The organism is Streptomyces canus (assembly GCF_001514145.1).
Classification (GTDB): Bacteria; Actinomycetota; Actinomycetes; order Streptomycetales; family Streptomycetaceae; genus Streptomyces; species Streptomyces canus.
Map to the genome: position 1 here is coordinate 107,592 of NZ_KQ948672.1, position 24,354 is coordinate 131,945.

17 protein-coding genes and 1 pseudogene are annotated in these 24,354 nt (G+C 68.1%); 12 read left to right on the forward strand and 6 right to left on the reverse strand.

Annotation, left to right across the window (positions count from 1 at the left end; all coding sequences use genetic code 11):
* Nucleotides 1–69: 69 nt before the first annotated feature.
* On the forward strand, nt 70–1,347 hold the full coding sequence (locus AQJ46_RS39985; RefSeq protein ID WP_059210241.1) for an FAD-dependent oxidoreductase: 1,278 nt from the start codon (nt 70–72) through the stop codon (nt 1,345–1,347).
* Nucleotides 1,348–1,490: 143 nt separating this feature from the next.
* Here the strand turns inward: AQJ46_RS39985 and AQJ46_RS39990 are convergent, their stop codons facing one another.
* The 4 genes and pseudogenes from AQJ46_RS39990 to AQJ46_RS40005 all read right to left on the reverse strand — a co-directional run bounded on the left by AQJ46_RS39990 (nt 1,491) and on the right by AQJ46_RS40005 (nt 5,113).
* Entirely contained in the window at nt 1,491–2,114 is a 624-nt protein-coding gene (locus AQJ46_RS39990; RefSeq protein WP_059210242.1) for a TetR family transcriptional regulator, read from the reverse strand.
* Nucleotides 2,111–2,392: pseudogene (locus AQJ46_RS57680) on the reverse strand (IS5/IS1182 family transposase); the annotation flags it as partial. The pseudogene AQJ46_RS57680 and the gene AQJ46_RS39990, both read right to left, overlap by 4 nt.
* Before the next feature lie 209 nt (nt 2,393–2,601).
* The gene (locus tag AQJ46_RS39995; RefSeq protein WP_225887517.1) at nt 2,602–3,444 is read right to left on the reverse strand and encodes an alpha/beta hydrolase; all 843 of its coding nucleotides are present in this window, start codon (nt 3,442–3,444) and stop codon (nt 2,602–2,604) included.
* A 661-nt stretch (nt 3,445–4,105) separates the two neighbouring features.
* Nucleotides 4,106–5,113, reverse strand: a complete 1,008-nt coding sequence (locus tag AQJ46_RS40005; RefSeq protein WP_059210245.1) for a LacI family DNA-binding transcriptional regulator — start codon at nt 5,111–5,113, stop codon at nt 4,106–4,108.
* Nucleotides 5,114–5,468: 355 nt separating this feature from the next.
* Here AQJ46_RS40005 and AQJ46_RS40010 point away from each other — a divergent pair, with 355 nt between their 5' ends.
* The 3 genes from AQJ46_RS40010 to AQJ46_RS40020 all read left to right on the forward strand — a co-directional run bounded on the left by AQJ46_RS40010 (nt 5,469) and on the right by AQJ46_RS40020 (nt 12,081).
* Nucleotides 5,469–6,503 (forward strand): LacI family DNA-binding transcriptional regulator, encoded by a 1,035-nt coding sequence (locus AQJ46_RS40010; RefSeq protein WP_059210246.1) that lies wholly within the window; start codon nt 5,469–5,471, stop codon nt 6,501–6,503.
* Between the two features lie 261 nt (nt 6,504–6,764).
* On the forward strand, nt 6,765–9,245 hold the full coding sequence (locus tag AQJ46_RS40015) for an RICIN domain-containing protein (protein ID WP_225887513.1): 2,481 nt from the start codon (nt 6,765–6,767) through the stop codon (nt 9,243–9,245).
* 583 nt (nt 9,246–9,828) lie between these two features.
* Nucleotides 9,829–12,081, forward strand: a complete 2,253-nt coding sequence (locus AQJ46_RS40020; RefSeq protein ID WP_225887514.1) for a right-handed parallel beta-helix repeat-containing protein — start codon at nt 9,829–9,831, stop codon at nt 12,079–12,081.
* 160 nt (nt 12,082–12,241) lie between these two features.
* Here AQJ46_RS40020 and AQJ46_RS40025 read toward each other — a convergent pair whose 3' ends face one another.
* Nucleotides 12,242–12,886 (reverse strand): SGNH/GDSL hydrolase family protein, encoded by a 645-nt coding sequence (locus AQJ46_RS40025; RefSeq protein ID WP_079072622.1) that lies wholly within the window; start codon nt 12,884–12,886, stop codon nt 12,242–12,244.
* Between the two features lie 129 nt (nt 12,887–13,015).
* Between AQJ46_RS40025 and AQJ46_RS40030 the strand changes: the two genes are divergently transcribed.
* Complete coding sequence (locus AQJ46_RS40030; protein WP_059210248.1) at nt 13,016–13,726, forward strand: cupin domain-containing protein; 711 nt, start codon at nt 13,016–13,018, stop codon at nt 13,724–13,726.
* Between the two features lie 136 nt (nt 13,727–13,862).
* On the opposite strand, the gene AQJ46_RS40035 is transcribed toward AQJ46_RS40030, so the two are convergent.
* Nucleotides 13,863–14,852 (reverse strand): LacI family DNA-binding transcriptional regulator, encoded by a 990-nt coding sequence (locus AQJ46_RS40035; RefSeq protein WP_208617064.1) that lies wholly within the window; start codon nt 14,850–14,852, stop codon nt 13,863–13,865.
* 230 nt (nt 14,853–15,082) lie between these two features.
* On the opposite strand from AQJ46_RS40035, the gene AQJ46_RS40040 reads away from it, so the two are divergent.
* The 7 genes from AQJ46_RS40040 to AQJ46_RS40070 all read left to right on the forward strand — a co-directional run bounded on the left by AQJ46_RS40040 (nt 15,083) and on the right by AQJ46_RS40070 (nt 24,016).
* Nucleotides 15,083–16,003: a carbohydrate ABC transporter permease gene (locus AQJ46_RS40040; RefSeq protein WP_079072623.1), complete on the forward strand. Its 921-nt coding sequence runs from the start codon at nt 15,083–15,085 to the stop codon at nt 16,001–16,003.
* Nucleotides 15,996–16,892 (forward strand): carbohydrate ABC transporter permease, encoded by an 897-nt coding sequence (locus AQJ46_RS40045; protein WP_059210250.1) that lies wholly within the window; start codon nt 15,996–15,998, stop codon nt 16,890–16,892. The genes AQJ46_RS40040 and AQJ46_RS40045 overlap by 8 nt, the downstream gene beginning before the upstream one ends.
* Before the next feature lie 102 nt (nt 16,893–16,994).
* The gene (locus AQJ46_RS40050) at nt 16,995–18,299 is read left to right on the forward strand and encodes an ABC transporter substrate-binding protein (RefSeq protein ID WP_059210251.1); all 1,305 of its coding nucleotides are present in this window, start codon (nt 16,995–16,997) and stop codon (nt 18,297–18,299) included.
* An 86-nt stretch (nt 18,300–18,385) separates the two neighbouring features.
* Nucleotides 18,386–19,501, forward strand: a complete 1,116-nt coding sequence (locus AQJ46_RS40055) for a Gfo/Idh/MocA family protein (RefSeq protein ID WP_059210252.1) — start codon at nt 18,386–18,388, stop codon at nt 19,499–19,501.
* Complete coding sequence (locus AQJ46_RS40060; protein WP_063803895.1) at nt 19,498–20,469, forward strand: DUF6807 domain-containing protein; 972 nt, start codon at nt 19,498–19,500, stop codon at nt 20,467–20,469. Before AQJ46_RS40055 ends, AQJ46_RS40060 begins: the two co-directional genes overlap by 4 nt.
* Before the next feature lie 617 nt (nt 20,470–21,086).
* On the forward strand, nt 21,087–22,733 hold the full coding sequence (locus tag AQJ46_RS40065) for a serine/threonine-protein kinase (protein ID WP_107117418.1): 1,647 nt from the start codon (nt 21,087–21,089) through the stop codon (nt 22,731–22,733).
* 314 nt (nt 22,734–23,047) lie between these two features.
* On the forward strand, nt 23,048–24,016 hold the full coding sequence (locus AQJ46_RS40070; protein WP_059210345.1) for a PaaX family transcriptional regulator: 969 nt from the start codon (nt 23,048–23,050) through the stop codon (nt 24,014–24,016).
* Nucleotides 24,017–24,354: the final 338 nt, after the last annotated feature.

Genomic DNA, 24,354 nt, shown 5'->3' on the forward strand with positions numbered 1-24,354 from the left:
CCCTGTACGGGAGAAGCCCGCCCCTCATCAACCACCAGGTCAACGACGACCAAGGCTGAGGAATCCACCATGAAGAAGCTTCCCGCCCAGCGCGGCCGCGTCGCCGTCATCGGCGCCGGACCCGGTGGCATGGCCGCCGCGCTGTCGGTCCATCAGGCCGGCCACGACGTCGTACTGTTCGAGCGCTATCCGCAGGCCAGACCCGCCGGCAACATCCTCAACCTGTGGCCGCCCCCCATCAAGGCACTCGGGCTGCTCGGAGTGAACACCGAGGACCTGGGTGCGCCCTGCACGTCCGAGTTCCGCAACGCCCGCGGCCGCCGCCGGGTCCGCGCGACCCTTCCGGAGCAGGTTGTCCGCGACTACGGCGGCGGCTTCGTCGGCCTGCTGCGCCCCGAGTTGTACGAGCGGCTGCTCGACGCGCTCCCCAAGGGAGTCCTGCGGGTCAACCACACGGTGGAGCGCGTGGAACAGGACGAGAGCGGTGTTCGACTGCACCTCGCGGACGGACGAGTCCACGAGGCGGACCTCGTGATCGGCGCGGACGGCATCGATTCCCTGGTCCGCCGCACCCTGTGGGGCGACAGCCCCAAGCGCGAGCACAACCTGCACATCTTCGGCGGCTACACCTTCGACCACAGCGTCGAGACCGAGCCCGGGATGTGCGTCCTCTCCCACACCCGCACGGTGCAGGGCAGTTGGACCTCCATCCGCGACAAGGGACGTGACGGCCACCAGTGGTGGGTACTCGAAGCGTTCGACGCAAGCCGGGAATTCACCGGGGACCTGCACTCGACCGCGACCATCCTCGGTCAGGCCTTCGCCCCTCCGCTCCCCCAGCTGATCGCCGCGACCGACCCCGCACACGTTCAGCGCTGGGTGATCCGCGACCGCAAGCCGCTGAAGCAGTGGTCCAAGGGCCGCGCCACCCTTGTCGGCGACGCCGCTCATCCCACCTCCCCGTACGCCGGGTACGGCGCCGGTATGGCCACCGAGGACGGCTATTTCATCGGCCGCCGACTGGCAGGGGTCGACCTGAGCGACCACGTCGCCGTCCGCCAGGCACTCGACGCCTTCGAGGCCCCCCGCAAGCCGCACACCGCCCGGCAGTCCCAGCACGCCTACGCCCTCGGGCAGGTCTTCCATCACGCGCCGCGCGCTCTGCAACCGATCCGGGACGCGATCCTGGACCGCACCCCACTGATGCAGAAGGTGGTCGGTGACTCCACCCCCGTATCGATCCTCACTCAGCTCGGTGAGATCGACCGGGCCGAAGCCCGCTTCACCGCGCTTCTCGGCCTCGGCCTCGGCCTCGGCGAGACACATGACACCGACACCGCTTCCTGAACCACGTGGCAGGTCAGCGCATCGCTGGGTCCGCTCGGAGGTGGCCGAGCGCGGCCCCCAGGCGAGTTGTCGGCGGCAAACCCCGGGGCAGCCACGGTGGAGCGCGTCGCAGTGGCTCCAGGAGGCCGGGGGCCCTGGTGAACCTATTCCGTCAGCGTGTCCATCGCGCGGTCGAGCAGGACGGCCAGGGGCACGGCGCCCTCGCAGGCCACCCAGCCCGTCGCGGCCGCATCCAGGCAGGCGAGCGCGGCTCCGGAAAGCGAGTTCGGCCCGACCTCCTCCGGCTGGTCGGCGCTGACGCCCAGCCGCCGGGCGATCTCCGGCTCCAGCATCGCCTGCCAGCTCAACTGCTTCTCGAAGTGCCGGGCGCGCAGTGACGGAGTCTCCTGGAGCATGCGCAGGTAGGCGAGTGTCTGCTCGGGAGCCTGCTCGTTCGCCTGCGTGAGGACGTCGAACGCCCTGCGCAGCGCCTCCCAGGGACGCTCAGTGTCGGGGCGGGCGGCGAACGCCTCCGCGATCTGAAGGCCGGTCTCCTCCAAACCCTGCAGGACCATGTCTTCTTTGGTGCCGAAGTACCGGAACAGGCTGGCACGCGACAGCCCGACCTCACCGGCGATCTGGTCGACGGTCGTCCCGTCGAATCCCTGCTCGATGAAGAGCCGGAGCGCGACCTCGACGACTTCCTTCCGGACCGTCGCACGCATACGCTCCCGCAGGCCGGGCGGCTTGGTCGCGGACTGGGCGGAGGCGCGGGCAGAGTCGGTCATGAGTAAAGAATACAGCAGCGGCTCAATCTGATACTGAGCATCAGAAGGACGGGATCCCGGCAGCTGCACTGCAGTTTGCGCAGGAGACGTCAGCTTCAGGGTGGCCACGGCCTGTTCGCCGACGGCGCGGATGTGCGCGCGGGCGACATTGACGGCCTGGTGACCGACAGAAAGGTCGCGGAGTCTGCCGCGGAAGGGCACGCGTAGACGTCGATGACGCCGTGGGTGCGGGCCGCGTTGATGTCGCGTACGACACCGGGCAGGGCGGCGGAGGCCCACGGCCTCGCGGATGCAGCGGTAGACCGTGGCGGCCACGCCTGTGCCGAAGGAGGCCGCGAGCCGGTGCAGGTGTCACCGCAGCGCGAGTGTCAGCTGGACAGGTCGATAGCGGACGAGTAGGCAAACACGACGACGCCCTTGGTCAAGCGAGTGTTCTCTGGCGCCGGCTGCGGTGAGATGGGCTGCACCCGGATGACGCAGGTATCGATCAATCGTCGTTGGGCCGCCACAGCCAGCGCAGCGCGTCCGGCAGCAGGACGCCACCGTGGTTGGGGCTGTGTCCGCCGTCTCCCAGGACAAGGCGGAAGTCGTAGCCCGCTTCGGCGAGAGCGGCTGCCACGCGCAGGTTTTCGGCGAGCCAGTTCCACTGTGGCTCGTTCCAGTGCAGGTCGCGGTGGCCGCCTTGCATGAAGATGCGCAGCGGCTTGCGAGGCACGCGGGAGATGAGGTCCGGATAGGGGTTGCCGTCCGGCATCTGCGCGAAGCTGGACAGGTACCCGATGACACGGCGGAACTTGTCCGGCCGCAACCACGCGGCGGTAAAGGCGCAGTTGCCGCCGCTGCTCCCGCCGCAAATGCCCCACCTTTCGGGTGACTGGGTGATGGTATAGCGCTCCGCAACCTGCGGGATGATCTCGGTGAGGAGGAAGGTGACGTACCGGTCGTCGAAGGCGTCATACTCGTTGTTGCGGTTCTTCGGGTTCTCCGCATCGGTGAAGGTGCCGGGATCGACGAACACGCCGATGGTGACGGGGATGTCGCCGCGGTGGACGAGGTTGTCCAGGACGATCGCGCCGCGTACGTCCCCCGCGGGGTCCAGGTACCACCACCCGTCCTGGAACACCATCAAGGATGCCGGTTCCGCCGGGTCGTACTGTGCAGGCACGTGTACCCAGAACTTCCGGAAGGTTCCCGGGTAGACCTCGCTGTCCCTCCACTCGAACTCGACCGTCTCACCAGCGGGCACACCCAGCTGTGGTGCGGAATCGGGTCCGTGGAGGTAGCGCACGTCGGACTGGTCGATCGGAAGTGGCCGGTAGGGCATCTCCATGGTCACGGGGAGCAACCGTAGAGCGATCACCTCCCTTGGTCGCAAGGGATTTTCGCTCAGACGCTCCACCTCGCAGCGCGTCAGCGATGCGAGGTGAGGTCCACTTGCCCCGGAGGACCTGCTCGGCCGCACCCAGTCCGTCCTCGCGGACGGCAGCGCTTACGAAGAGGTCGCCGGCGACGCCGGCACCTGCCCCGAAAGGTTGACCCTTCTCGTACGCACGGTCTGAGGCGCAGGTTCGCTCCTGCAGTGCTCCGCAGGCAAGAAGCACGCGCCCGTGAAGTCGTGGCCGACGTCCTCGACGAACAGGCCACTCCCGATGGCCTTCGGCCACGGCATCCACAGCCGCCTCGGCGCACCACTGACCCGGTTGGAGTCCCGCCTCGTCCTGGAACAGCTGCTGGGGCGCTTCCCCGAACCGCGGCCCGCTCGCGGCTATCGCTCTGAGCCCGCTCCGGACCGGGTCATGGTCTGCCGCCCGGCTCGGCTACACGTCGTGCTCTGGTGTGAGCGGGATTTCTCCGGATGACGGCGCCGTGCTCATCGGCTACGGCGCGCTCGGCATGCCGGAAGACCGTCGCCGGCCACGAGGGTGTCGGCCGGGTCGCGGAGCAGCTCAGGGCCGGACAGCCGACGCTCACCGCGCGAAAAGCCGGCACGGTCATCGAGGGGGTGTGCTTGCCCGCAGAACGACGTTCGTGGCGACCGGTACGATCCGCGGGGCGTCGTCGTCGGAGAGCGCGAGCTCCATCGCACGGAGCCCGACGTGCTGCAGAGGAACGGTCACGGACGTCAGCTCCGGGACGACGTCCACCGCCGGGCCGATGTCGTCGAAGCCGGCGACGGCGATGTCCCGGCCAGGGACAAGCCCCGCGTCACGGAATGCGGTCATCACACCGATCGCCATGACGTCGCTGACCGCGAAGACGAGTTCCGTGCCGTCCAGTCCCCGCCGGACGAGCTCCCGGGCCGCCTCACACCCTCCTCGGCGACTGAGCTCGGCATCGACCACCAGCCGCTCGTCGACGTCGAAGCCGAACTCGCGCAGGCCCTCCACGAAACCGCTGCACCGGTCACGGGAGGTCCTGAGGTGGGTCCCCGCCCGGACCACCGCGAACCGGCGGTAGCCGAGCCCGACCAGCGCGCGGGCAAGCTGCCGCGCTCCACCGTAGTTGTCGATGCTGACGGTGTGGAACGGCAGGTCGTGCTGGCTGATCAGGACTACGCTGCCGCCCGCTTCCCGGTAGGCCTGGAGCTCCTCGACGAGTGCGTCGCGGGCATCGGCCCCGTCGACGCGGCTGCCAGTCAGGATGATGACGCGGGGGCGCATGCCGCGCAGCGTCCCGACGATCTGGAGTTCCCGCTCCGGGGAGCGGTCCGCGACCGCCATGGTCACGATGAGTCCGGCGGCCTCGGCCGCCTGCGTCACGCCTGCCGCGATGGAGGAGAAGTACGGGTCGTCGACACCGCTGACGACCAGCGCGGCGATGTTCGTCGAACCCCGCGCGATCGCCTGGGCGGACAGGTGCGGTGCGTAGTCCAGTTCCGCGGCCGCGGTGAGCACACGGTCGACGTTTTCCTGCCGGACGTTGCGGACGCTGCCGTTGAGCACGCGCGACGCCGTCGCCTGTGAGACGCCCGCTGTCCGCGCCACATCGTGCAGGGTCACCTGACGCCCCTCGGATACGGCCTCCCCGCGACGCCCTGCAGGCGCTGCCGCTCCATCTTCCATGCCGCACATTGTGCCCCGAGCCGCCCAGCGCGCAAGGCGTGTGCGACGCAGCAGCGCACCGGCCCAGGGAGTGACCGTCGGGACGGAATCCAACCGGGCCGACGGGACCACCTACCAGCCGGGCGACCGTATCCCGAGACGGTCCGAGCGACCGTGCCCCACCACTCGGTCCGGCCGACCGTGTCCTGAGTCGGTCACCGGCACCTTCGTCCACGCCTCGGCGGCCTGGCCGGGGACATCCTCGGGTAGCGTCGACGGCGGCTCGTTTTCGTGGTGCGGGAGGGACGGCGCGATGCCCCATTCAGCCAGGCCGACCGTCACCCTGCGTGACGTGGCGGCGGCCGCCGGTGTGTCGGTCTCGACCGCGTCGCGAGTGCTGGGCGGCAGTTCCCGGACGGTCGCGGAGGAGTACCGGCAGCGGGTCGTCTCCGCCGCGGCCGCGTTGCGCTACACCGCGGACGCCGCGGCCCGGGCGATGCGGCGCGCGAACGACTCGATCGCGGTCGTCGGCGACGATCTCACGACCCCGTCGATGGGATTGGTCGCCGCGGCGATGGAACGGCGAGCGCGCGACGCAGGTGCGTTCGTGACCGTCTCGTCGACCCACGGCACCGCCGAGCGCCAGCTCGAAACCGTCCGGTTGCAGCGTGCCCTGCGGCCGCGTGCGCTCATTCTGACCTCGAGCCGCCTCGACACGAAGGCCCTCGGCGGGCGCCTGCTCGACGAGTTGCTCGGCTACGAACGCGAGGGCGGCCGGGTGGTGATCGTCGGTGACACCGACATGCCGTTCGACTCCATCAGCTTCGACAATCACGGCCCTGCGAAGGAGTTGGCCACCTACGTCGCCGGGGCGGGGCACCGGCACGTGACGATCCTCGCCGGGGCGCGCAGGCAGGGGAACGTCTCGGCCCGTACCGCGGGCTTCATCGCGGGTCTCCGCGACGGCGGCGTCGAGGAGCGGCACATCCGGGTCTCACACTGCACGGTGAGCCGCCAGGGAGGGTTCGACGCGGCGCGGCGGCTGGTCGCCGAGGGGCTGGAGCCGCCCCACGCGGTCCTCGCCGCCAACGACACCATCGCCATCGGCGCGATGTCCGCCTTCCGTACTGCCGGGGTGGCAGTACCGGACGAGGTATCGGTGACCGGTTTCGACGACATCGAGCTCGCGACCGACGTGACACCACGGCTGACGACCGTGTCGTTGCCGCTTGCGCAGGCAGGTGCCGAGGCGGTCCGCCTCGCACTCGCGGACCGTACGGAATCAGAGCATCTGATGATGCGCGGCCAGGTCGTGGTGCGCGACAGCACCGCGATCCGCGTCGTCTGAACCGCCCTGAGCCAGTCACTCCCGCCGACGCGCACGGCGCCTTCGGGCAACAGAACCTGCCACGTCAAAGCCGCATTTTTTACCCGCTGACCGACGCTTGACGCCTCCGATCACGGACGGGCACACTGCGCGGAATACGATTTCCCACTGAGAAAAGACGCCTCCACCAGGCGGGCCCCCTCTGCGATCCACGCGACAGGTCGCACCGAGTCTCAGTGCAAGCCGCACCCACACCCGCACTCCCTCCCAGGAGGATCTCCCGTGCACCACGTCATTGGCCTGCCTGACAGGCACTTCAGACGGTTGGCGGCCCTGGCCGCCCTGCTCATGGGACTGGCCCTGCTGACCGGCCGAGCACTGTCGCCCGCGTACGCCGTCACCAACACGGCGATCACCATCGACGGCACCAGCGCAGGACGCACCTTCGACGGCGTCGGCGCGATCAGCGGCGGCGGTGGCAACACCCGCCTCCTGGTCGACTACCCGGCCACCCAGCGCAACCAGATCCTGGACTACCTGTTCAAGCCCGGTTACGGCGCCGCCCTGCAGATCCTCAAGGTCGAAGTCGGCGGCGACGTCAATTCCACCGACGGCTCCGAGATCAGCTTCGAGCACACGAAGGGCGACATCGACTGCGACGCCGGCTACGAGTGGTGGGTGATGGAGCAGGCCAAGGCCCGTAACCCCAATCTCAAGCTCTTCGCCCTGGCCTGGGGCGCCCCCGGCTGGATAGGGAACGGCAACTTCTACTCGACGGACGGGATCAACTACCTGATCGACTGGATGGGCTGCGCCAAGCAGCACGGCCTGAGCATCGACTACCTCGGCGGCCAGAACGAGAAGACGTACAGCGCCTCCTTCTACGAGAACCTGAAGTCGGCCCTGACGGCGAACGGCTACACCTCGACCAAGCTGGTCGGCAGCGATGAGACCAACTGGAACATCGCCACCGCCATGAAGACCGACAGCGCCCTGAACAACGCCGTGGACATCGTCGGCGCGCACTATCCCTGCACGTACGCGTCCGCGATGACCACCTGCTCCTCCTCCGCCGACGCCCAGTCGCTGGGCAAGCCCATCTGGGCCAGCGAGAACGGCTCCGAGAACGCCGAGACGGGGGCCGGTCCGGTCGCCCGCGCCATCAACCGCGGCTACCTCGACGCCAAGATGAGCGCGTACATCAACTGGCCCATGCTGGCCTCCGACTACCAGAACCTCTTCTTCCACGACCAGGGCCTGATCACCGCCAACCAACCCTGGTCCGGCGCCTACAGCGTGTCCCGCACCGCCTGGTCCATCGCCCAGACCACGCAGTTCACCTCGCCCGGCTGGAAGTACCTCGACACCGCCTCCGGCTACCTCGGCGGCGACCGTGCCAACGGCAGCTACGTCAGCTACGCCGCGCCCGACAAGAGCGCCTGGAGCACCGTCTTCGAGACCATGGACGCCACCGCGTCCCAGACGGTCACCCTCGGCATCGCCAGCGGCCTGCCCGGCGGCACCCTGCACGTGTGGTCCACCGACCTGTCACAGCCCGGCGGCGCCACCCCGCGCATGGTGCAGAACAGTGACCTGACCGCCAGCAACGGCACGTACACCCTCACCCTGGACCCCGGTCACGTCTACACCGTGACCACCACCACCAGCCAGGGTGCCGGAACGGCCACCTCGCCCGCGCGCAACCGGCTCGTCATGCCCTACTCGGACTCCTTCGCCGGCTACAGCACCGGGCAGGAGGCGAAGTACTTCGCCTCCATGAACGGCGCGTTCCAGGCCGCCCCCTGCACCGGCGGCCGCACCGGCCAGTGCCTGCGACAGACCGCACCCCAGAAGCCGATCGTCTGGTGGTATCCGGCCACGAATGCCCTCCAGCCCTACACCCTCATGGGCGACGTCGGCTGGAGCAACTACACGGTCAGCTCCGACGTCCTGCTGGAGAAGAGCGGCAGCTCCGCAGAGCTCCTCGGCCGTGTCGGCACCCAGACGAAGTTCAGCGCCGGGGGGATGAACGCCTATCACCTGCGCCTGTCCGACACCGGATCCTGGTCGCTGTTGAAGACCGACACCGCCGGCAACAAAGCATGGAACTGGACCACCCTTGCCAGCGGTACCGTCACCGCTCCCGACACAGGCACCTGGCACAACCTGTCGCTGACCTTCCAGGACAGCACCATCATCGCCAAGATCGACGGAAACACCGTCGGCACGGTCACCGACACGAGCTACGGTGCTGGCCTGGCCGGCCTGGGCACCGCCGGCTACTACCCCGTCGAGTACTCCAACTTCTCCGTCACCCACGAGCCGGTCAGCGACCTGTCCGGCACCTACAAGATCATCAGCGCCAGCACCGGCAAGGTGCTCACCGCCTACAACGGTGGAACCAACGACGGCACGCCCGTCGTTCAGAAGACCGACGGGAACAGCGGCAGTCAGCAGTGGAAACTGGCCTACACCAACGGCGGCTACCTCACCGTCACGGGTGTCACCAGCGGCAAGTCCCTCGACATCAACGCGGCTTCGACCTGGCCCGGCACCCAGTTGCAGCTGAAGACCCCCAGCGGGAGCGTCAGCCAGCAGTGGCTGATCTCCCCGGGCGACAACGGCAGCTACACCATCGAGTCCCGGTCGAACGGCTACAAGGTGGACGTGTACAAGGGTGGGACCACCGACAACACCCCCATCGACCAGTGGTACACCAACGGCGGCAGCAACCAGCGCTGGAAGCTGGTCAAGGTGGCATGACCGACTGAGCAACCGAGCCCTTGGGTGGGGCAGGCCCGAACCCCCGGCCTGCCCCCCGTGCGCCGGGGGCCATGAGATCCGCCTGCGCTGCTGGCCCCCGCCGGGCGACGGGTTGAGCAGCCAGTGACAAGCGCCTTACCGAAGCAGCCGGGCTGCCGCACGGCTCGCTGTCGCATGGCGCCGTCGGTTTTCCGGCAGGGGCCTCTACAACGCTGACGTTCATCTGCTCGAAACCTTGACGCACTCGATCACCGCTGGGCACACTGCGCGGAATACGTTTTCCCGATGCGGCCCCGAGGGGCAGGCATGACGTTCGCGAAAGCCCGCTGCACATCCGGGAGGGCACTGTGACATCGGAAGCACGACTCTTGGAACCGCCGCCGAGCTCAGCCCCCGATGGGGCGTGTCCGGCCGGACCAGTGCCCATGTCGTCGCGCACCCGTTGGTGCGTCCACCGTACGGTCCCGAGCCGCCGGCGCCCCGAATCGTTACGCGACGTCTCGGCTGGAGGCGTCACGACAGGAGCCGGTACCTCACCACCACGGACGACAAGAAGAGGACAATGACCGTAAACCGAAGACTTGTGTCACGAGCGACAGCCGCCGCACTGTGCGCGCTGGCAGTCGTGCTCGCGTCGATCGTGCTCATCCCCGCGCAGCGGGCCTTCGCCGCGAGCACCACGTACTTCGTGAGCACGAGCGGCAGCGACAGCAACGCCGGAACCAGCAGCAGCGCGCCCTGGCGCTCGCTGAGCAAGGTGAACGCGACGACGTTCCAGCCCGGCGACACGATTCGCTTCGAGGCCGGTGACAGCTGGACCGGCCAGCTCTGGCCGAAGGGGTCCGGCGCCGACGGCGCCCCGATCGCCATCGACAGCTACGGAACGGGCGCCAAGCCGAAGATCGCCGGTCAGGGGGCGGTCGGCGACGCGGTGCGGCTGAACAACCAGCAGTACTGGGAGATCCGCAACCTCGACGTGTCGAACGCGGTACCCACCGGGACGACAGACGGGTCGAAGCTCGGCGACTTCCGCGGCATCGGCGTGCACGGTGACAACGGCCAGACCCTGCACCACTTCGTGATCGAATCGGTGGACGTGCACGACGTCACCGGCGAGGTCAAATGGGTCGGCGGCAGCACCGCCGACAACAAGCCGGGCATCACCTTCGCGCAGGGCTGGGACCGCTCGAAGGACACCGGCGGCATCGCCTTCCTCACCGGCGTCCAGGACATCACCGCGCCCGGCGCCCCGACGGTCCTCGACGGCATCACCGTGGAGAACTCCACCATCAAGAACACCTCGTTCAGCGGGATCGTCACCAAGCAGTACGCTGGTGACGCGCCCGGTGCCGTCTTCACCGGCTGGGGCAAGCGCGCCACGGCCACCGACCCCGCCTACACGCCGTACACCGACGTCACGTTCCGCGGCAACTACATCACGCAGGCGAACACCCCCTACGGCTGCAACGGCATTTACCTCACCGGCGTCCGCGGCGGACTCGTCGAGGGCAACGTGATCGACCGGGTCGGCGTCTCCGGCGTCGAGACCAACATGGCCGACAGCGTCACCGTCCAGCACAACGAGATCATGGGCACCCACCTCTCCTCGGGCGGTGCCGACCAGAACGCCCTGGACCCCGACATCGGCACCACCAACCAGGTGTTCCAGTACAACTACCTTCACGACAACGGCGACGGCATCCTGCTGTGCGCGTGCAACTCCGCGGTCAAGTTCGGCAGTGTGGTGCTCCGCTACAACGTCATCACCGGCAGCACGCGGTGGAACATCCACATGTCGCAGCAGAGCGGCACGGTGGCGAACATCTACAACAACACCATCGCCAACACCAATTCGCAGAACATGGTGACCGGCGGTGTCTCCGGCAAGGCCACCTTCACCAACAACCTGTTCGTCTCCAGTCAGTCCGCGCCTCAGTTCATACAACCGTCGAGCATCACCTACAACAACAACGGATACTCGTCCAACCTGACGACTCGGCCGGCGTCGGACTCGAACGCCGTGGTCGGCGCTCCGCAGTTCGTGAATGCCTCCGTCACGGGGCCGTACGGCGACGAGAACGGCCCGAGGCTCGGCACGGCGGCGAACTTCGCCCTCCAGTCGGGATCGGTGTTCGTCGACGCCGGAGCCACAGTCACCGGCAACGGCGGCCTCGACTACGCCGGGGCAACCACGCCGATCGGCAACGGTCCGGAGATCGGCGCGTTCGAGCGCGGCGCGCCCGACATCGCGTTCACGGACACGTTCGACGGCCTGGCAACCGGCGCGCTCGCCAACGGGACGAACGGATGGCGAGTCATCTCGACCAACAACGACGTCTCCGTGGTGGAGACGCCATCCGCCACCGACAAGAGCGTCCGGCTCACCCGCACCATCGAAGGCGGTGGGACCGACGGGACCAACCTCGCCCGCCTCTTCAGCACCCCGCTCCAGGGCGTGGTGACCATCGACACACAGGTGATGCGCAACGACACACAGGCCGGCTGGTTCGGGCTGCCCTACCTGTACAACGCCTCCGGTACCCCAGCCGTCAGCGTCGCCTTCGCCCGCGGCCAGATCCACGCGTACAAGGGGACCACGGACACGGTGCTCGGTACGTACACCAATGGACAGTGGTACCGGGTCACGCTCACCGTGGACACCGTGAACCAGCGCTTCGACCTGGATATCGACGGACACCGTGTGCTGAACGACGCGGCGTTCCGCACCTCGATGCCGGGGATCGCGAAGGTCGCGTGGTACTCGAACGGGGGTGAGCGCGGGGCGGTGCACGTGGACGACGTCCGGATCTCGCGCGGCACCGGATTCGGCCAGTGACAGCCGGCGCCAGGGTGGTGGCGGGAGCATTTCGGCAAGCTTTCCGACCTAGTAAGCGCTTCCTCGTCCGCCATGATTTTCAGCTCTGGATGACGTCACGATAAAGAGGAATCGGAGCTGCCTGGCCGATATCGGCCAGGCAGCTCCGATTGCCGACTGGTCAACGTGATGAAATCTGATACAGCGTGGCACTCAGCACCGGCACATAGAAAGTGGTGATACCGGCTTCGTTGGGATGCGTTCCCGATCCCTCTGTGCCAGGGAAACCGTTGACCAGGTCGTCGAAAGTGTATTTCGCACGCTGGATGTCGTCGCGCGTGTCGAACGTCGTCTCTCCGAAGACATCGGCAACGGCGACGTCCCGCTTGCGGCAGGCTTCCAGGGTCGCCTCGCGCAGCGCCACCTGCGTGTCCCAGTCCCGCGATCCGAGCTTGTGGGCGGCGACGTACACGATGCGGGCGGTCGGCCACTTCCGCTCCATGGCGTGCAGCGTCTTCTCCAGCTCTTCGGCATAGGCGCCGAGGGTGTACGCGCGGTCCCGGAAGATGGACTGCGCGTCGTTGGTGCCTCCGTCGAAGATGACGAAGTCCGGCGCGACGTCGGTCGCCTGCTCGACCTGCGTGAGTATCCGTCCTCCGGAAGCATGGGGATCGACGCCTATGGTCGCGCCGTTCCGGGCGAACTTGGTGAGGGCCATGCCCTCGCGCTCTGCGACTACGTCCACGAAACTGTGCGGATACACGTGTCCGTACACAATGCTGTCGCCGAAGGCATAGACACTCTTGCCTGCCAACGCATTTTTCACATCGCCCTCCTCGCAACTTCACCATTCGGGTCTGAGTTTAGACAGAACATTGACCGGTTGGGCGATCGGCGCGTAAATCAAGAGAGATAGAAAGCGATTACTGAACACACCTGGAAAGTTGACACACGCATGAACACAACCAACACCGGATTGCCCGGGGGCGTCGCCATCTCGCATCTGTCGGTGTACGACTGGCCTGCCGCCGACGGGGCATGCGGCGGCACGCCTCACATGCACCTGGCGTGTTCAGAGGCTTACGTCGTCACCGGCGGACGCGGGGCCGTGCAGACGCTGACCTCTTCCGGGTACAAGGTCACCCCCCTCCAGGCCGGCACGGTCGCCTGGTTCACGCCGGGCACCATCCACCGGCTGGTCAACGAGGGCGATCTGCGGATCACCGTTCTGATGCAGAACAGCGGACTGCCGGAGGCGGGGGACGCGGTCCTCACGCTGCCCCCGGAGTACCTGACCGATCCGGAGACGTACGCCCGCGCCACCGCCATCCCGGCCGACGCGCCCGAGGAGGAGCAGGAGCGCGTCGCCCGGGCCCGGCGGGACCTCGCTCTGGAGGGCTACCGTGCACTTCGGGAGGCCGACGGGCCACAGGCCCTGGCCGCGTTCCACCGTGCTGCCGCCGCGCTCGTACGGCCCCGCATCGCCGAGTGGCGCGAGCGGTGGCGACACGGCGCCGAGGCCTCCGCCGCGGCCACCGGGGCGCAGCTCGACTGGCTGGAGCGGGGGGATTCCCCTCACCTCGCAGATGCCGCCGTGAGGTCTGAACAGCCCGCTGCCCGTGGGAAGTTCGGGATGTGCGGCCGGCTTGACGTCTACGCGAACTGAGGGCGATGCGCACCTGATGACGCGCGGTGTTCGCGGCCGGTTCGGCCCGCACCCAAGGCTGGGCCGGATGGGCGGTACAGGCGCAGCGGACGGGCACGGTCCGCCTGCTCCGCGCCCACCCCGGCGGCGGCGCTGGTCACCGCCCGCGGCTGAGACGCCCTGTCGCAGGCGGCTCGGCCGTCGACTCCCGCCAGATGATCCGGAACAGGGAGCCCTCAGTCGTCTCGGGCGCACTGTCTCTCAGACCCGCGATCAGCTTGGCCATGGCCGTACTGCCCAGTTGTTCGAGCTCCACGTCGACAGTGGTCAGAGACGGGGTCATGAACTGCCCGACCCCGGCGTTGTCCCAACCGGTCACGCTGAGGTCGCCGGGCACGTCCCAGCCGCGCTCGCGGGCGCCCCGGACGACACCGGCGGCGACGAGGTCATTGGCCGCGATCACCGCGGTCGGCCGCGCATGGCTCGGGAGCGACCGTATCGCCTCGATGCCGGACTCTCCCGACCAGTCTCCGTCAAAGACCCCGACGGACTCGACCCCGAGGCGTTCGACGGTCTCCAGATAGCTCTGCTTGCGCGCCCTCGCGGAGGCGAACTGGGCGTCGCCGGCCACATGGAGGAACCGGGAGTGACCGAGCGCCGCCAGGTGCTCGATCATCCGCACCAGGGGCGTGGCGTCGGCCAGTTGACCGATGCCGCGCATCTCGTCGTCGAAGTCGGCCGAGATCACCACGGTCGTCCTCTGGTGCAGTTTGCTCTCCACGGCGGGAAGCACGGGAGCGAGGGAGAGGATGCCCTCGTACTGTCCCGAATCGGCGAGCTCCAGCAGGCGGTCGCTCCTGGCACGTACGCCGCCCCCGGCGCTCACGACATCGACGAAAAACCCTGCGTCCTGCGCCGTCGCACCGGCACCCGCCAGCATGCGAGAGGGGTTGAAGGCCATCGCGGGCATGAGGATCGCCAGGCGGCCGGTTTTCCGTGTGCGCATCGACCGCGCCACCAGGTTGGGACGGTAGTCCAGCTCCCGTATGGCCTTCTCCACGCGTTCCAGGGTCGCCGGCTTCAGTCCGCCGTTGAACCGCAGATACCGCGACACCGTCTGGGGTGACACACCGGCGAGCCGCGCCACATCAGTGATCGTAGGCCGTCGTCGCGCCGTGTCAGCGCCGTCCATCCGCTTCCCCCACCCTTCCGCCAACGTTCGGTGAAGTCAGAGACTACACACTCTTGACGCAAAAAGTGATCGTTCACTATGGTCCTCGCAACCCACAAAGTGAACGATCACTTTTCGGTTGACGCGTGGCCCGGGACGGGCCCGCACCACTGTGTGCCGATGCCGCCGCTCAAGGGAGCAGTGCCGTGAGCTCCATCAACGAACTACGCCGGCTGCGCGGGTCCCAACGGGGCGCGCGACAGCAGAACAAGGCGGCGTTCTTCTTCCTACTGCCCTGGTTCGTCGGGCTCTTCGGGATCACTCTCGGCCCGATGCTGGCCTCGCTCTACCTCAGCTTCACCAAGTACAACCTGTTGCAGCCGCCCCAGTTCAACGGAGCCGAGAACTGGACGCGCATGCTCGACGACGAGCGTCTGCACAAGTCGCTCGAAGTGACGTTCAGCTACGTCCTCGTCTCCGTCCCGTTGCAGCTGGCGATGGCCCTCGGGCTCGCCCTCGTGCTGGACAAGGGAGTACGGGGTCTTGCCTTCTACCGCTCCGTCTTCTATCTGCCGTCACTGATCGGCGGCAGCGTGGCGATCGCCGTACTGTGGCGCGCGATGTTCGGGACCAACGGCCTCGTCAACGAGGCCCTGGCCCTCGTCGGTGTCCAAGGACAGGGGTGGATCTCGGAGCCGGGAACGGCTCTGTCGACCCTCGTCGTCCTGAACGTCTGGACCTTCGGCTCACCCATGGTGATCTTCCTCGCCGGGCTGCGGCAGATTCCGACCTCCCTCTACGAGGCAGCCTCCGTCGACGGCGCGAAGCGCTGGCGCCAGTTCCGCAGCATCACCATTCCGCTGCTGACGCCCATCATCTTCTTCAACCTGGTGCTGCAGATCATCCACGCCTTCCAGACCTTCACCCAGGCCTTCGTGGTCTCCGGCGGTACCGGAGGGCCCGCCGACTCCACCCTCTTCTTCTCGCTGTACCTGTACCAGCGCGGGTTCGGCCACTTCGACATGGGATACGCGTCAGCGCTCGCGTGGCTCCTGCTCCTCATCGTCGCGGCCTTCACCGCCGTCAACTTCTGGGCCTCAAAGTACTGGGTGTTCTACGATGACTGACCGCACCGAAGCCGTACCCCCCTCGCTGCCCGCCCCCCGCCCGCCCGCGATACGCCGGGTCAGGCGCGCCGTGCGCGCCCCTCTCAAGCACTGCCTATTGGCCCTCTGCGCCCTCACGATGCTGTACCCCGTCCTGTGGATGGTGGTCAGCTCGCTGCGTCCCAACAGTGAGATCTTCCGCAGTGCGGGACTCGCCCTGACGCACCCGCGCTTCGAAAACTACAGCCACGGCTGGAACGCCTTCTCCCAACCGTTCAGTCACTACATGATCAACTCGGCGATCGTCGTCACCGGCGCGATCCTCGGGAACCTCCTCGCCTGCTCCCTGGCCGCGTACGCCTTCGCCAGGCTGGAATTCCGGGCGAAGCGCGTGTGGTTCGCCATCATGCTCGTCACCATCATGCTGCCGATCCACGTGATCATCGTGCCCCAGTACGTCCTCTACTCGGAGCTCGGCTGGGTCAACACGTTCCTGCCCCTGATCGTGCCGAAGTTCCTGGCGACCGACGCCTTCTTCATCTTCCTCATGGTGCAGTTCATCCGTGGCATCCCGCGCGAGATCGACGAGGCGGCGCGGATCGACGGCGCCGGGCATGCGCGGATCTTCTTCCACGTCATCCTGCCGCTGATGGTCCCGGCCCTGGCAACCACCGCGATCTTCACCTTCATCTGGACCTGGAACGACTTCTACACCCAGCTGATCTACCTGACCGACCCGGACATGTACACCACGCCTCTCGCGCTGCGCACCTTCGTCGACCAGCAGAGCGCGACGGACTGGGGCTCGGTGTTCGCCATGAGCGTCGTGTCGCTCGTTCCCGTCTTCCTCGTCTTCCTCGCCGGGCAGCGCTTCCTGCTGCGAGGCATCGCGACCACCGGCGGCAAGTAACCGCGGGGGCTACTGCCGGACAAGCGGAGGCGACCGAGTCATGGCCGTTCGGGCGCACCGCAGCAACCGATCCGACCCACGTATCAGCCACAGGAGAACCACATGAACCCCAGCCCCTTCAGACGCGTCGCGATCGGGGCGGTCGCCTCACTCTCGCTCGTACTGACCGCTTGCAGCGGCGGCAGCAGCGGCTCCGCTCCCGAGCTCGGCGACAAGCCGGTCACCATCCGTGCCACCTGGTGGGGTGCGGACGCCCGCGCCCAGCTCACCGACGAGGTCATCAAGGCGTTCGAGAAGAAGTACCCCAACATCACGGTCAAGGGCCAGTACAAGGACTGGAACGGCTACTGGGACGCGCTCGCCACGACGACCGCGGCCAAGGACTCCCCCGACGTCGTCCAGATGGACGAGCTGTACCTCGCCTCGTACGCCGACCGCGGAGCGCTGTACGACCTCGGCAAGGCCAAGAAGATCCTCAGCTCCTCGCAGTTCGACGACCAGGCTCTGGCCACCGGACAGATCGACGGAACGCAGTACGCGCTTCCCGTCGGCGTCGGCGTCATGTCCGTCCTCGTGAACACCGACCTGTTCAAGAAGTACGGCGTGCAGGTTCCCGACGACAAGACGTGGACGTGGGACGACTACGCCAAGACCGCCAAGGAGCTGACGGACAAGAGCGGCGGCAAGATCCACGGTGCGGCCGGCGCGCCCGGCTTCTCCGCCGGCGATGTCAAGTACTGGGCTCGTCAGCACGGTGAGAACCTTTTCGACAAGGACGGCAATGTCTCCCTGAAGCCCGAGACGCTCGCCGGCATGTGGAAGTACGGCCTGGGCCTGCTCTCCTCCGGGGCCAGCGTCAACACGTCGACGATGGTCGAGGACCTGACCGCGGGTGTCACCGCCGGCAGCTTCGCCACCGGCAAGGCGGCCATGATGGGGGCGTACAACACCCAAATCACCGCCATCCAGCAGGCCGCGGGCGCCCATGTGCAACTGCTGCAGATGCCTCGTGTCGGCGACACCAAGGCGAACTTCTTCAAGCCCTCCATGTACTGGGCGGTCTCGAGCCAGAGCGCGCACCCGGCCGAGGCGGCCGCGTTCATCAACTTCATGCTCAACGACCCCAAGGCCGCCGACATCCTCAAGACGGAGCGCGGCATCCCCGCCAACAAGGCGATGCTGAAGCACCTCCAGCCGACTCTGGCAGGGACCGACAAGGCGGCGGCCGACTACATGAACGCCGTGACCCCGGGTGAGTCGCCGGTCGTGACCCCCAACGGCGGAAGCGGCATCGAACCGGAGCTGCAGCGCTACAGCCAGGAGGTCTACTTCAAGAAGACCTCGCCCGAAGCCGCCGCGAAGGCCTTCATCAAGGAGCTCCAGGGCGAGATCGACGCGGCCAAGTGACCTCCTGCCGGGGGCCGTCGCCGCTGCCCGCGGCCCCCGGCAGCCCCACGAGACGTGGGTCAGGAACCAAGAGAGAGAAAACACCCATGCCCAGCCCCCGGCCGCCGTACCGCGTGGCCATCATCGGCACCGGCGGTATCGCCCACGCTCATGCCGAAGCCCTCACCGAACTCTCCGAACGTGCCCGGCTGGTCGCCGTCGCCGACCTCGACCCCACCCGTGCCGCCGAGTTCGCCGACCGATTCTCCGTGCCGCACGTCTTCAACGACCCGCAGGCTCTGCTGGACAGCGAAGACCTCGATCTCGTACACATCTGTACGCCCCCGCAGACCCATGTACCGCTGGCATCCATGGTGATGCGGGCCGGCGTCACCGCCCTGGTGGAGAAGCCGACCGCCCTGAGCCTGCGTGAGATGGACCAACTGGCCGCGGTGCAGGAGCAGACCGGCTCCAAGGTTCTGACCGTCTTCCAGCACCGCTACGGCGCGGCAGCGGTACGCCTGCGCCGGCTGGCCCGCGCCGGCGCACTGGGCCGGCCGCTGGTCGCCACCTGCGAGACCCTCTGGTACCGGCCCGACTCGTACTTCGAGGTGCCGTGGCGGGGACGCTGGGACGTCGAGGGCGGCGGCCCCACGATGGGACACGGCATCCACCAGTTCGACCTCATGCTGTCGGTCCTCGGCCCCTGGTCCCAGATCGCCGCCCTCGCCGAGCGTCAGGCCCGGCCCACGGACACCGAGGACGTCTCGATCGCCGCCGTCCGGTTCGACAGCGGAGCCCTGGCCACGGTGGTCAACTCCCTGCTGTCCCCCCGGGAGACCTCGCGCCTGCGCTTCGACTTCGAACACGCCACGGTCGAACTCGAACACCTCTACGGCTACCGCGAGGAACACTGGCGGTTCACCCCGGCCCCCGGCCACGAGGATCTCGCGGACCTCTGGACCGACGGTGCCCAGCCGGACATCACGAGCGGCCACAGGCTCCAGATCGAGGCCGTCTTCGACGCCTGGGAGAGCGGACAGGAACCCGGTGTCTGCCTGCAAGAGGCGCGCCGCACGCTGGAGTTCGCGGCGGCGACCTACGCCTCCGCCTTCCGCGGTGTCCGCGTCGCCGCGGGCGAACTGACCGACGACGATCCGTTCGCGCTCAGCATGGACGGCGGCGCCGTGCCGTGGGCACGGGTCAAGGAGGCCCTCGTATGAACACTCTTGAGATCCGCCACGACCTGGGTACCTCGGTCACGGTCCGCGACGGCGGCACCGAGCTGTTCCGCTACATGTACCGGCCGGACACCGTCCAACTGGAATCGCCCAAGCCCTACATCCACCCCCTGCGCACCCGGGCCGGCAAGGTGGTCAGCCTGTTCCGTCCCCACGACCACGTGTGGCACAAGGGCATCGCTTGGTCCCTGCCCCACGTGGGCGAGGAGAACTTCTGGGGCGGTCCCACGTACATCCACGGACGCTTCTACGTCCAGCTGGAGAACAACGGAACCCAGGCCCACCGCCGTATCACCGCCATGAACCGAGACGCCGATACGGCAACCTTCGCTCACGACCTGGACTGGATCACCCAGTCCGGCGCACTGTTCTTCACGGAACGCAGGACGCTGCGGGCGCACCTGATCGCCCCGGACGCCTGGGCGTTGACGTTCGAGACGCAGATGACCAACGTCTCCGGAACGGACGTCTCCATGGGGTCCCCGACCACCAAGGGGCGGGAGAACGCCGGCTACGGCGGCCTGTTCTGGCGTGGCCCCCGGTCGTTCACCGGCGGACAGTTCGTGACCGAGGAAGGCCTGGGCGGCGACGAGGTCCGCGGGCGGCGCATGGAGTGGATGGGCTTCGCGGGCCGCCATGACGAGACGGACGCGCAGTCGCTGGTGCTCATGGTCGACGACGCGGCCAACCCGAGTCACCCGCCACAGTGGTTCGCCCGGACCGAGGAGTTCGCCTGCCTCAACCCGGCACCGTTCTTCAGCGAGGAGGTGACCGTCGAGGACGGCGCAACCGTGCGGTTCCGCTACGGCGTCGGGATCGCCGATGCCGACGCGGACGCGGCTCCCGCACTCGCCGACGAGGTACGCCGGGTGCTCACACGGCCGGACACGCCGTCCGCATGTGCCGCAGAATCCACAGAGTCCTCTTCAGGACACTTCGCGACGGAGTGATCCGACCCCACTCGCTGTGCTACGCCGCGTGCACTCCCCGCTCACCGGGGAGTGCACGCCTTCCTCGCCATCCCGGCTGCCACGATCGCCGTAGACGCAAGTGCTGTGGACCGCGGCGAGCGAGTACCAGACACGTACGAGCACGATGGCGATCCCGAAACGGAACGCACACCAGATGCACGGACTAGGCGGGCGTCCTGACGCTGCTCCGTTTCTGCTCTCCTCAAAGCGGACGAGGTGGCCGTGGATGAGTTCGCGCAGAGCTGTGCGGTCCACTGCTCAGTTCCCCGGGGCCCGTACCGGCCGTAGCTCTTCCGGACGTGACGTATCGCGTCCGCATCCGCGCCTGAGGACACAGCTCGCAGCGCGGTCCAGGTCGCCGGGTCGGACCCGAGTGGGTGGGACTCACGAGCCTGCTGGAAGGCCGGGTCCCCGGGTGGACTCTCCCTCGCCCGCGTCCGCCGTGACTTCCGGCACATTCGCTGGAAGACCGTCCACCCTGTCCGCCCCCCGGCCCGGATTTTCCACCTGACCGTCCACTTGGCCTTTCGGCTGGTGAGGGGGCTCGCGCTGCCAGGAGTTTCGCTGAGAATAGTGTGTTGCGGGTGTAAAAGGTGATGCTTGGCGCGGACGCCACGGATGCGGTGCTTGGTTGTGCTGGTCCGGGGGCTGAACCTGATCGGCGGTGCACATGGGAGAGGGCGCGGGGCGTGGAATTGCTGGACGAGTCTGATCCGGGGGCTGTTGGGGGTTATCCACTGCTGGCGCGGCTCGGTGAGGGCGGAATGGGGCGGGTGTATCTGTCCCGGACGGTGTCGGGGCGTCCGCTGGCGCTCAAGACGGTGCGCGCCGAATTCGGACGGGAGCCGGGGTTCGAGGAGCGGTTCGCGCGGGAAATCCGTAACAGCGACCAGGTGCGCTCCCCGTGGACGCCTGCGGTGGTGGACTACAGCCCGGTGGGGCAGCGCCCGCAGTGGCTCGCCACCGAGTACGTGGCCGCGCCGTCCCTGGCGGAGTGGGTACGGCAGTACGGCCCGCTGCCCGAGCAGAGCGTACTGGCACTGGCGGCCGAGCTTTTCGGGGCGCTGGGAGCGGTACACGGGGCCGGGCTGGCCCACCGGGATGTCAAGCCGTCCAATGTGCTGCTGGGCCGCCGCAGTCCGTTGCTCATCGACTTCGGGATCGCGCGCGCGAGGGAGGACACGCGTCACACGAGGACCGGCGGTGTGATCGGTACCCCCGGCTATCTGGCGCCGGAGCAGGCGAGCGCCGGGGAATCGGGTGCGCCCGGTGATGTGTTCTCGCTGGCTGCGGTGCTGGTGTACGCGGCAACGGGCCGGGGCCCGTTTTCCCGCCCCAACGAGGAGTTCTCGCCTGCGGTGCTGCTCTACCGCATCGTGCATCAGGAGCCGAACCTCGACGGCGTACCGGCGGCCCTGATCCCGCTCTTGCGGTCCTGTCTGGCCAAGAACCCCGAGCACCGGCCCACGCCCGCCGATGTGAGCGTTCTGCTGGAACGCCTGGGCGGCCGGTGCGGTACCTGGCCGCAGTTGCTGCCCGAGGCACTGGAAAAAGATCTCGCCGTGCGCGAGGAGGAGGCGGACGCGTTGGTCTCCACGAGAGTGCCATCGCCATCTGTTCCGGCTGTGTCCCATGAGCCCGAATTCGGCCCGGCTCCGCCCGACGCGGGGACCGCCGTCCTGCCGCCTTCCGACGCCGTGCGACGGTGGGTGTCAAGCCGTACCGGCCGGGTGGTCGCCGGGACGACGGCCGCGGCCTTGATGGCGACGGCAGGCTCGTTCGTCGTGCAGCACTTCTCCGGCGATGACGCGTCCGGCGGGACACCTTCGCCGTCATCCGCTGCCACATCGCTTCCCGCGGCCTGGGCAGGTACATGGGTCGGCACCGGGCCGGGCAATCCCACCCCTGACAGTGTCAGTCAGCCACGGACCGACCGGTTCACCGTCACTCTTACTCTCCACGCGGCACAACAGGGTGAGCTGGCGGGCAAGCAGGTCAGCAACGTGACCGAAGTGAACACCGGCCTTGAGCTGGGATGCACCGAAACCCTCACATTGCGGGAGGTACGCAAGGCCTCAATGGTCCTCAAGGCTGTCACCAGCCAACCCACCGACCCGTCGGCCGAACTGGCCTGCCCCAACGGCAATGTCTACGTCGTCACGATGACCGCCCGAGACACCCTGAGCCTGAGCGACGAGGGGGACCAGTCCGCCGGGGCGCCGTCCACCCTCACCCGGCGGTGACGGATGCGCCCGCCGACCATGGGATGCCAAGCCCTTCCCATCCATTGCCGGCCTCGCTGAGGCCGTAGCGCACCGTCACCTCCCTCCGCGGACGGACTCCCGGCCTCGACGTGCGAAAGCAGTACGTGGGCGACGCGGAAGCGCGAGGCGCAGCGGGAGGCAAGGGTGCCGAGCCCGCGGGGCACTGTCCGGGCGCCTTCGCTTCACCGGTGCGCGGAGGTTCCGCCGGGTGGGCCGATCCCGTCGGAGCTCCACCCGACGATCTCCCAGCCGTTAAAGTGGTGCCGATCCTGTCCACCGCGTCGGAGCCGACCTTGCCGAACCTGTCCCACCTCGAGGAGATCTTCTCCGACGAGGGTGACGGCGCCGCCGGCCCCGTGCGGTCGCCCGGCTGGCAGAGCACCGTCTCGCCACAGGGCCTCGCGGTGACGTTGATCGCCGATTACACGTTCCCGGTCCGGTCCTGGTTGCCGTCGGCGGCGATCGTGGCACTGCTCGGCGAGTTCCATGTGACCCCGGGCGCGGCCCGTACGACGATCAGCAGGCTGATGCGCCGTGGGGTGCTGGAGGGCAGCCGGCAAGGGCGGTACAGCTCCTACCGGCTCACGTCTCAGGCCGCCGTCGATCTGTGGAGCGGCGCCAGCTCGATCGCCACCTTCACCACTCAGCCCGACTCGTGGGACGGACGGTGGACACTGATCGCCTTCTCCGTTCCGGAACAGGAGAGCACGCGGCGGCGGGCGTTGCGCACCGCGCTGCGTTGGCGCGGGTTCGCGCCGCTGTACGACGCGCTCTGGGTGTCGCCGCATCCGCTGACGCCCAAGGGGCGGATCGAGGTGGCCGACCTGGCGCGGGGAGCGGTGACCGTGTTCCGCGCGCGGCAGGAGGAACTGGACACGGCTGTCGACCGCAACCCGGTCGAGGCGTGGGACCTCACCGGCATCGCCGAGCACTACCACGCGTTCATCAGTCGTTGGAGCGGCTTGCTTCCGCACATCAGCGCCGACGGCGTCACCGGTGCCGACGCGGTGCGCGCCCGGACCGAGGTCCTGCACGCCTACCGGCACTTCCCCATCCTGGACCCGTTGCTCCCCATCGGGCTGCTGCCATCCGACTGGCCCCGGTCACGGGCGCGGGAAGTCTGCGTCGCGGTGTACGACGGGCTGCTCCAGCCCGCCCAGGACCATGTCCGCGCCGTGGTGACCCGATTCGCGGAGGGACCGCACCTCGACATCCGGGCCCATACGATCGCCGGCATGAGTGCGGGTATCGGTCACGGCTGACGAGGGACCGTCGCGAGCGTGACGGGGCGATGTACGGAGACGCGATACCGCGTCGCCCGCCCCTCGATCTGTCGAATGCGCGTCGAAGACAACAGAGTTGGGCGCCGATGATTGACAGACCGGCACCCGATCGGGACTCTGACTGTTGCAACCCGATGTGGGAACGCTCCCAGAGGCGCGGCACAGGTGGTCACCGGCTCGCCGTCACCGTGTCTCTGCCCGCAGGGCAACGCCACATCGATCACCACCACGGTCGCTGCCACAGGCAGGACCGGAACGTCCCCCACCGTTCCTGATACGCCCACCTGACCACCCCCACGGCCACGACCCCACCACCT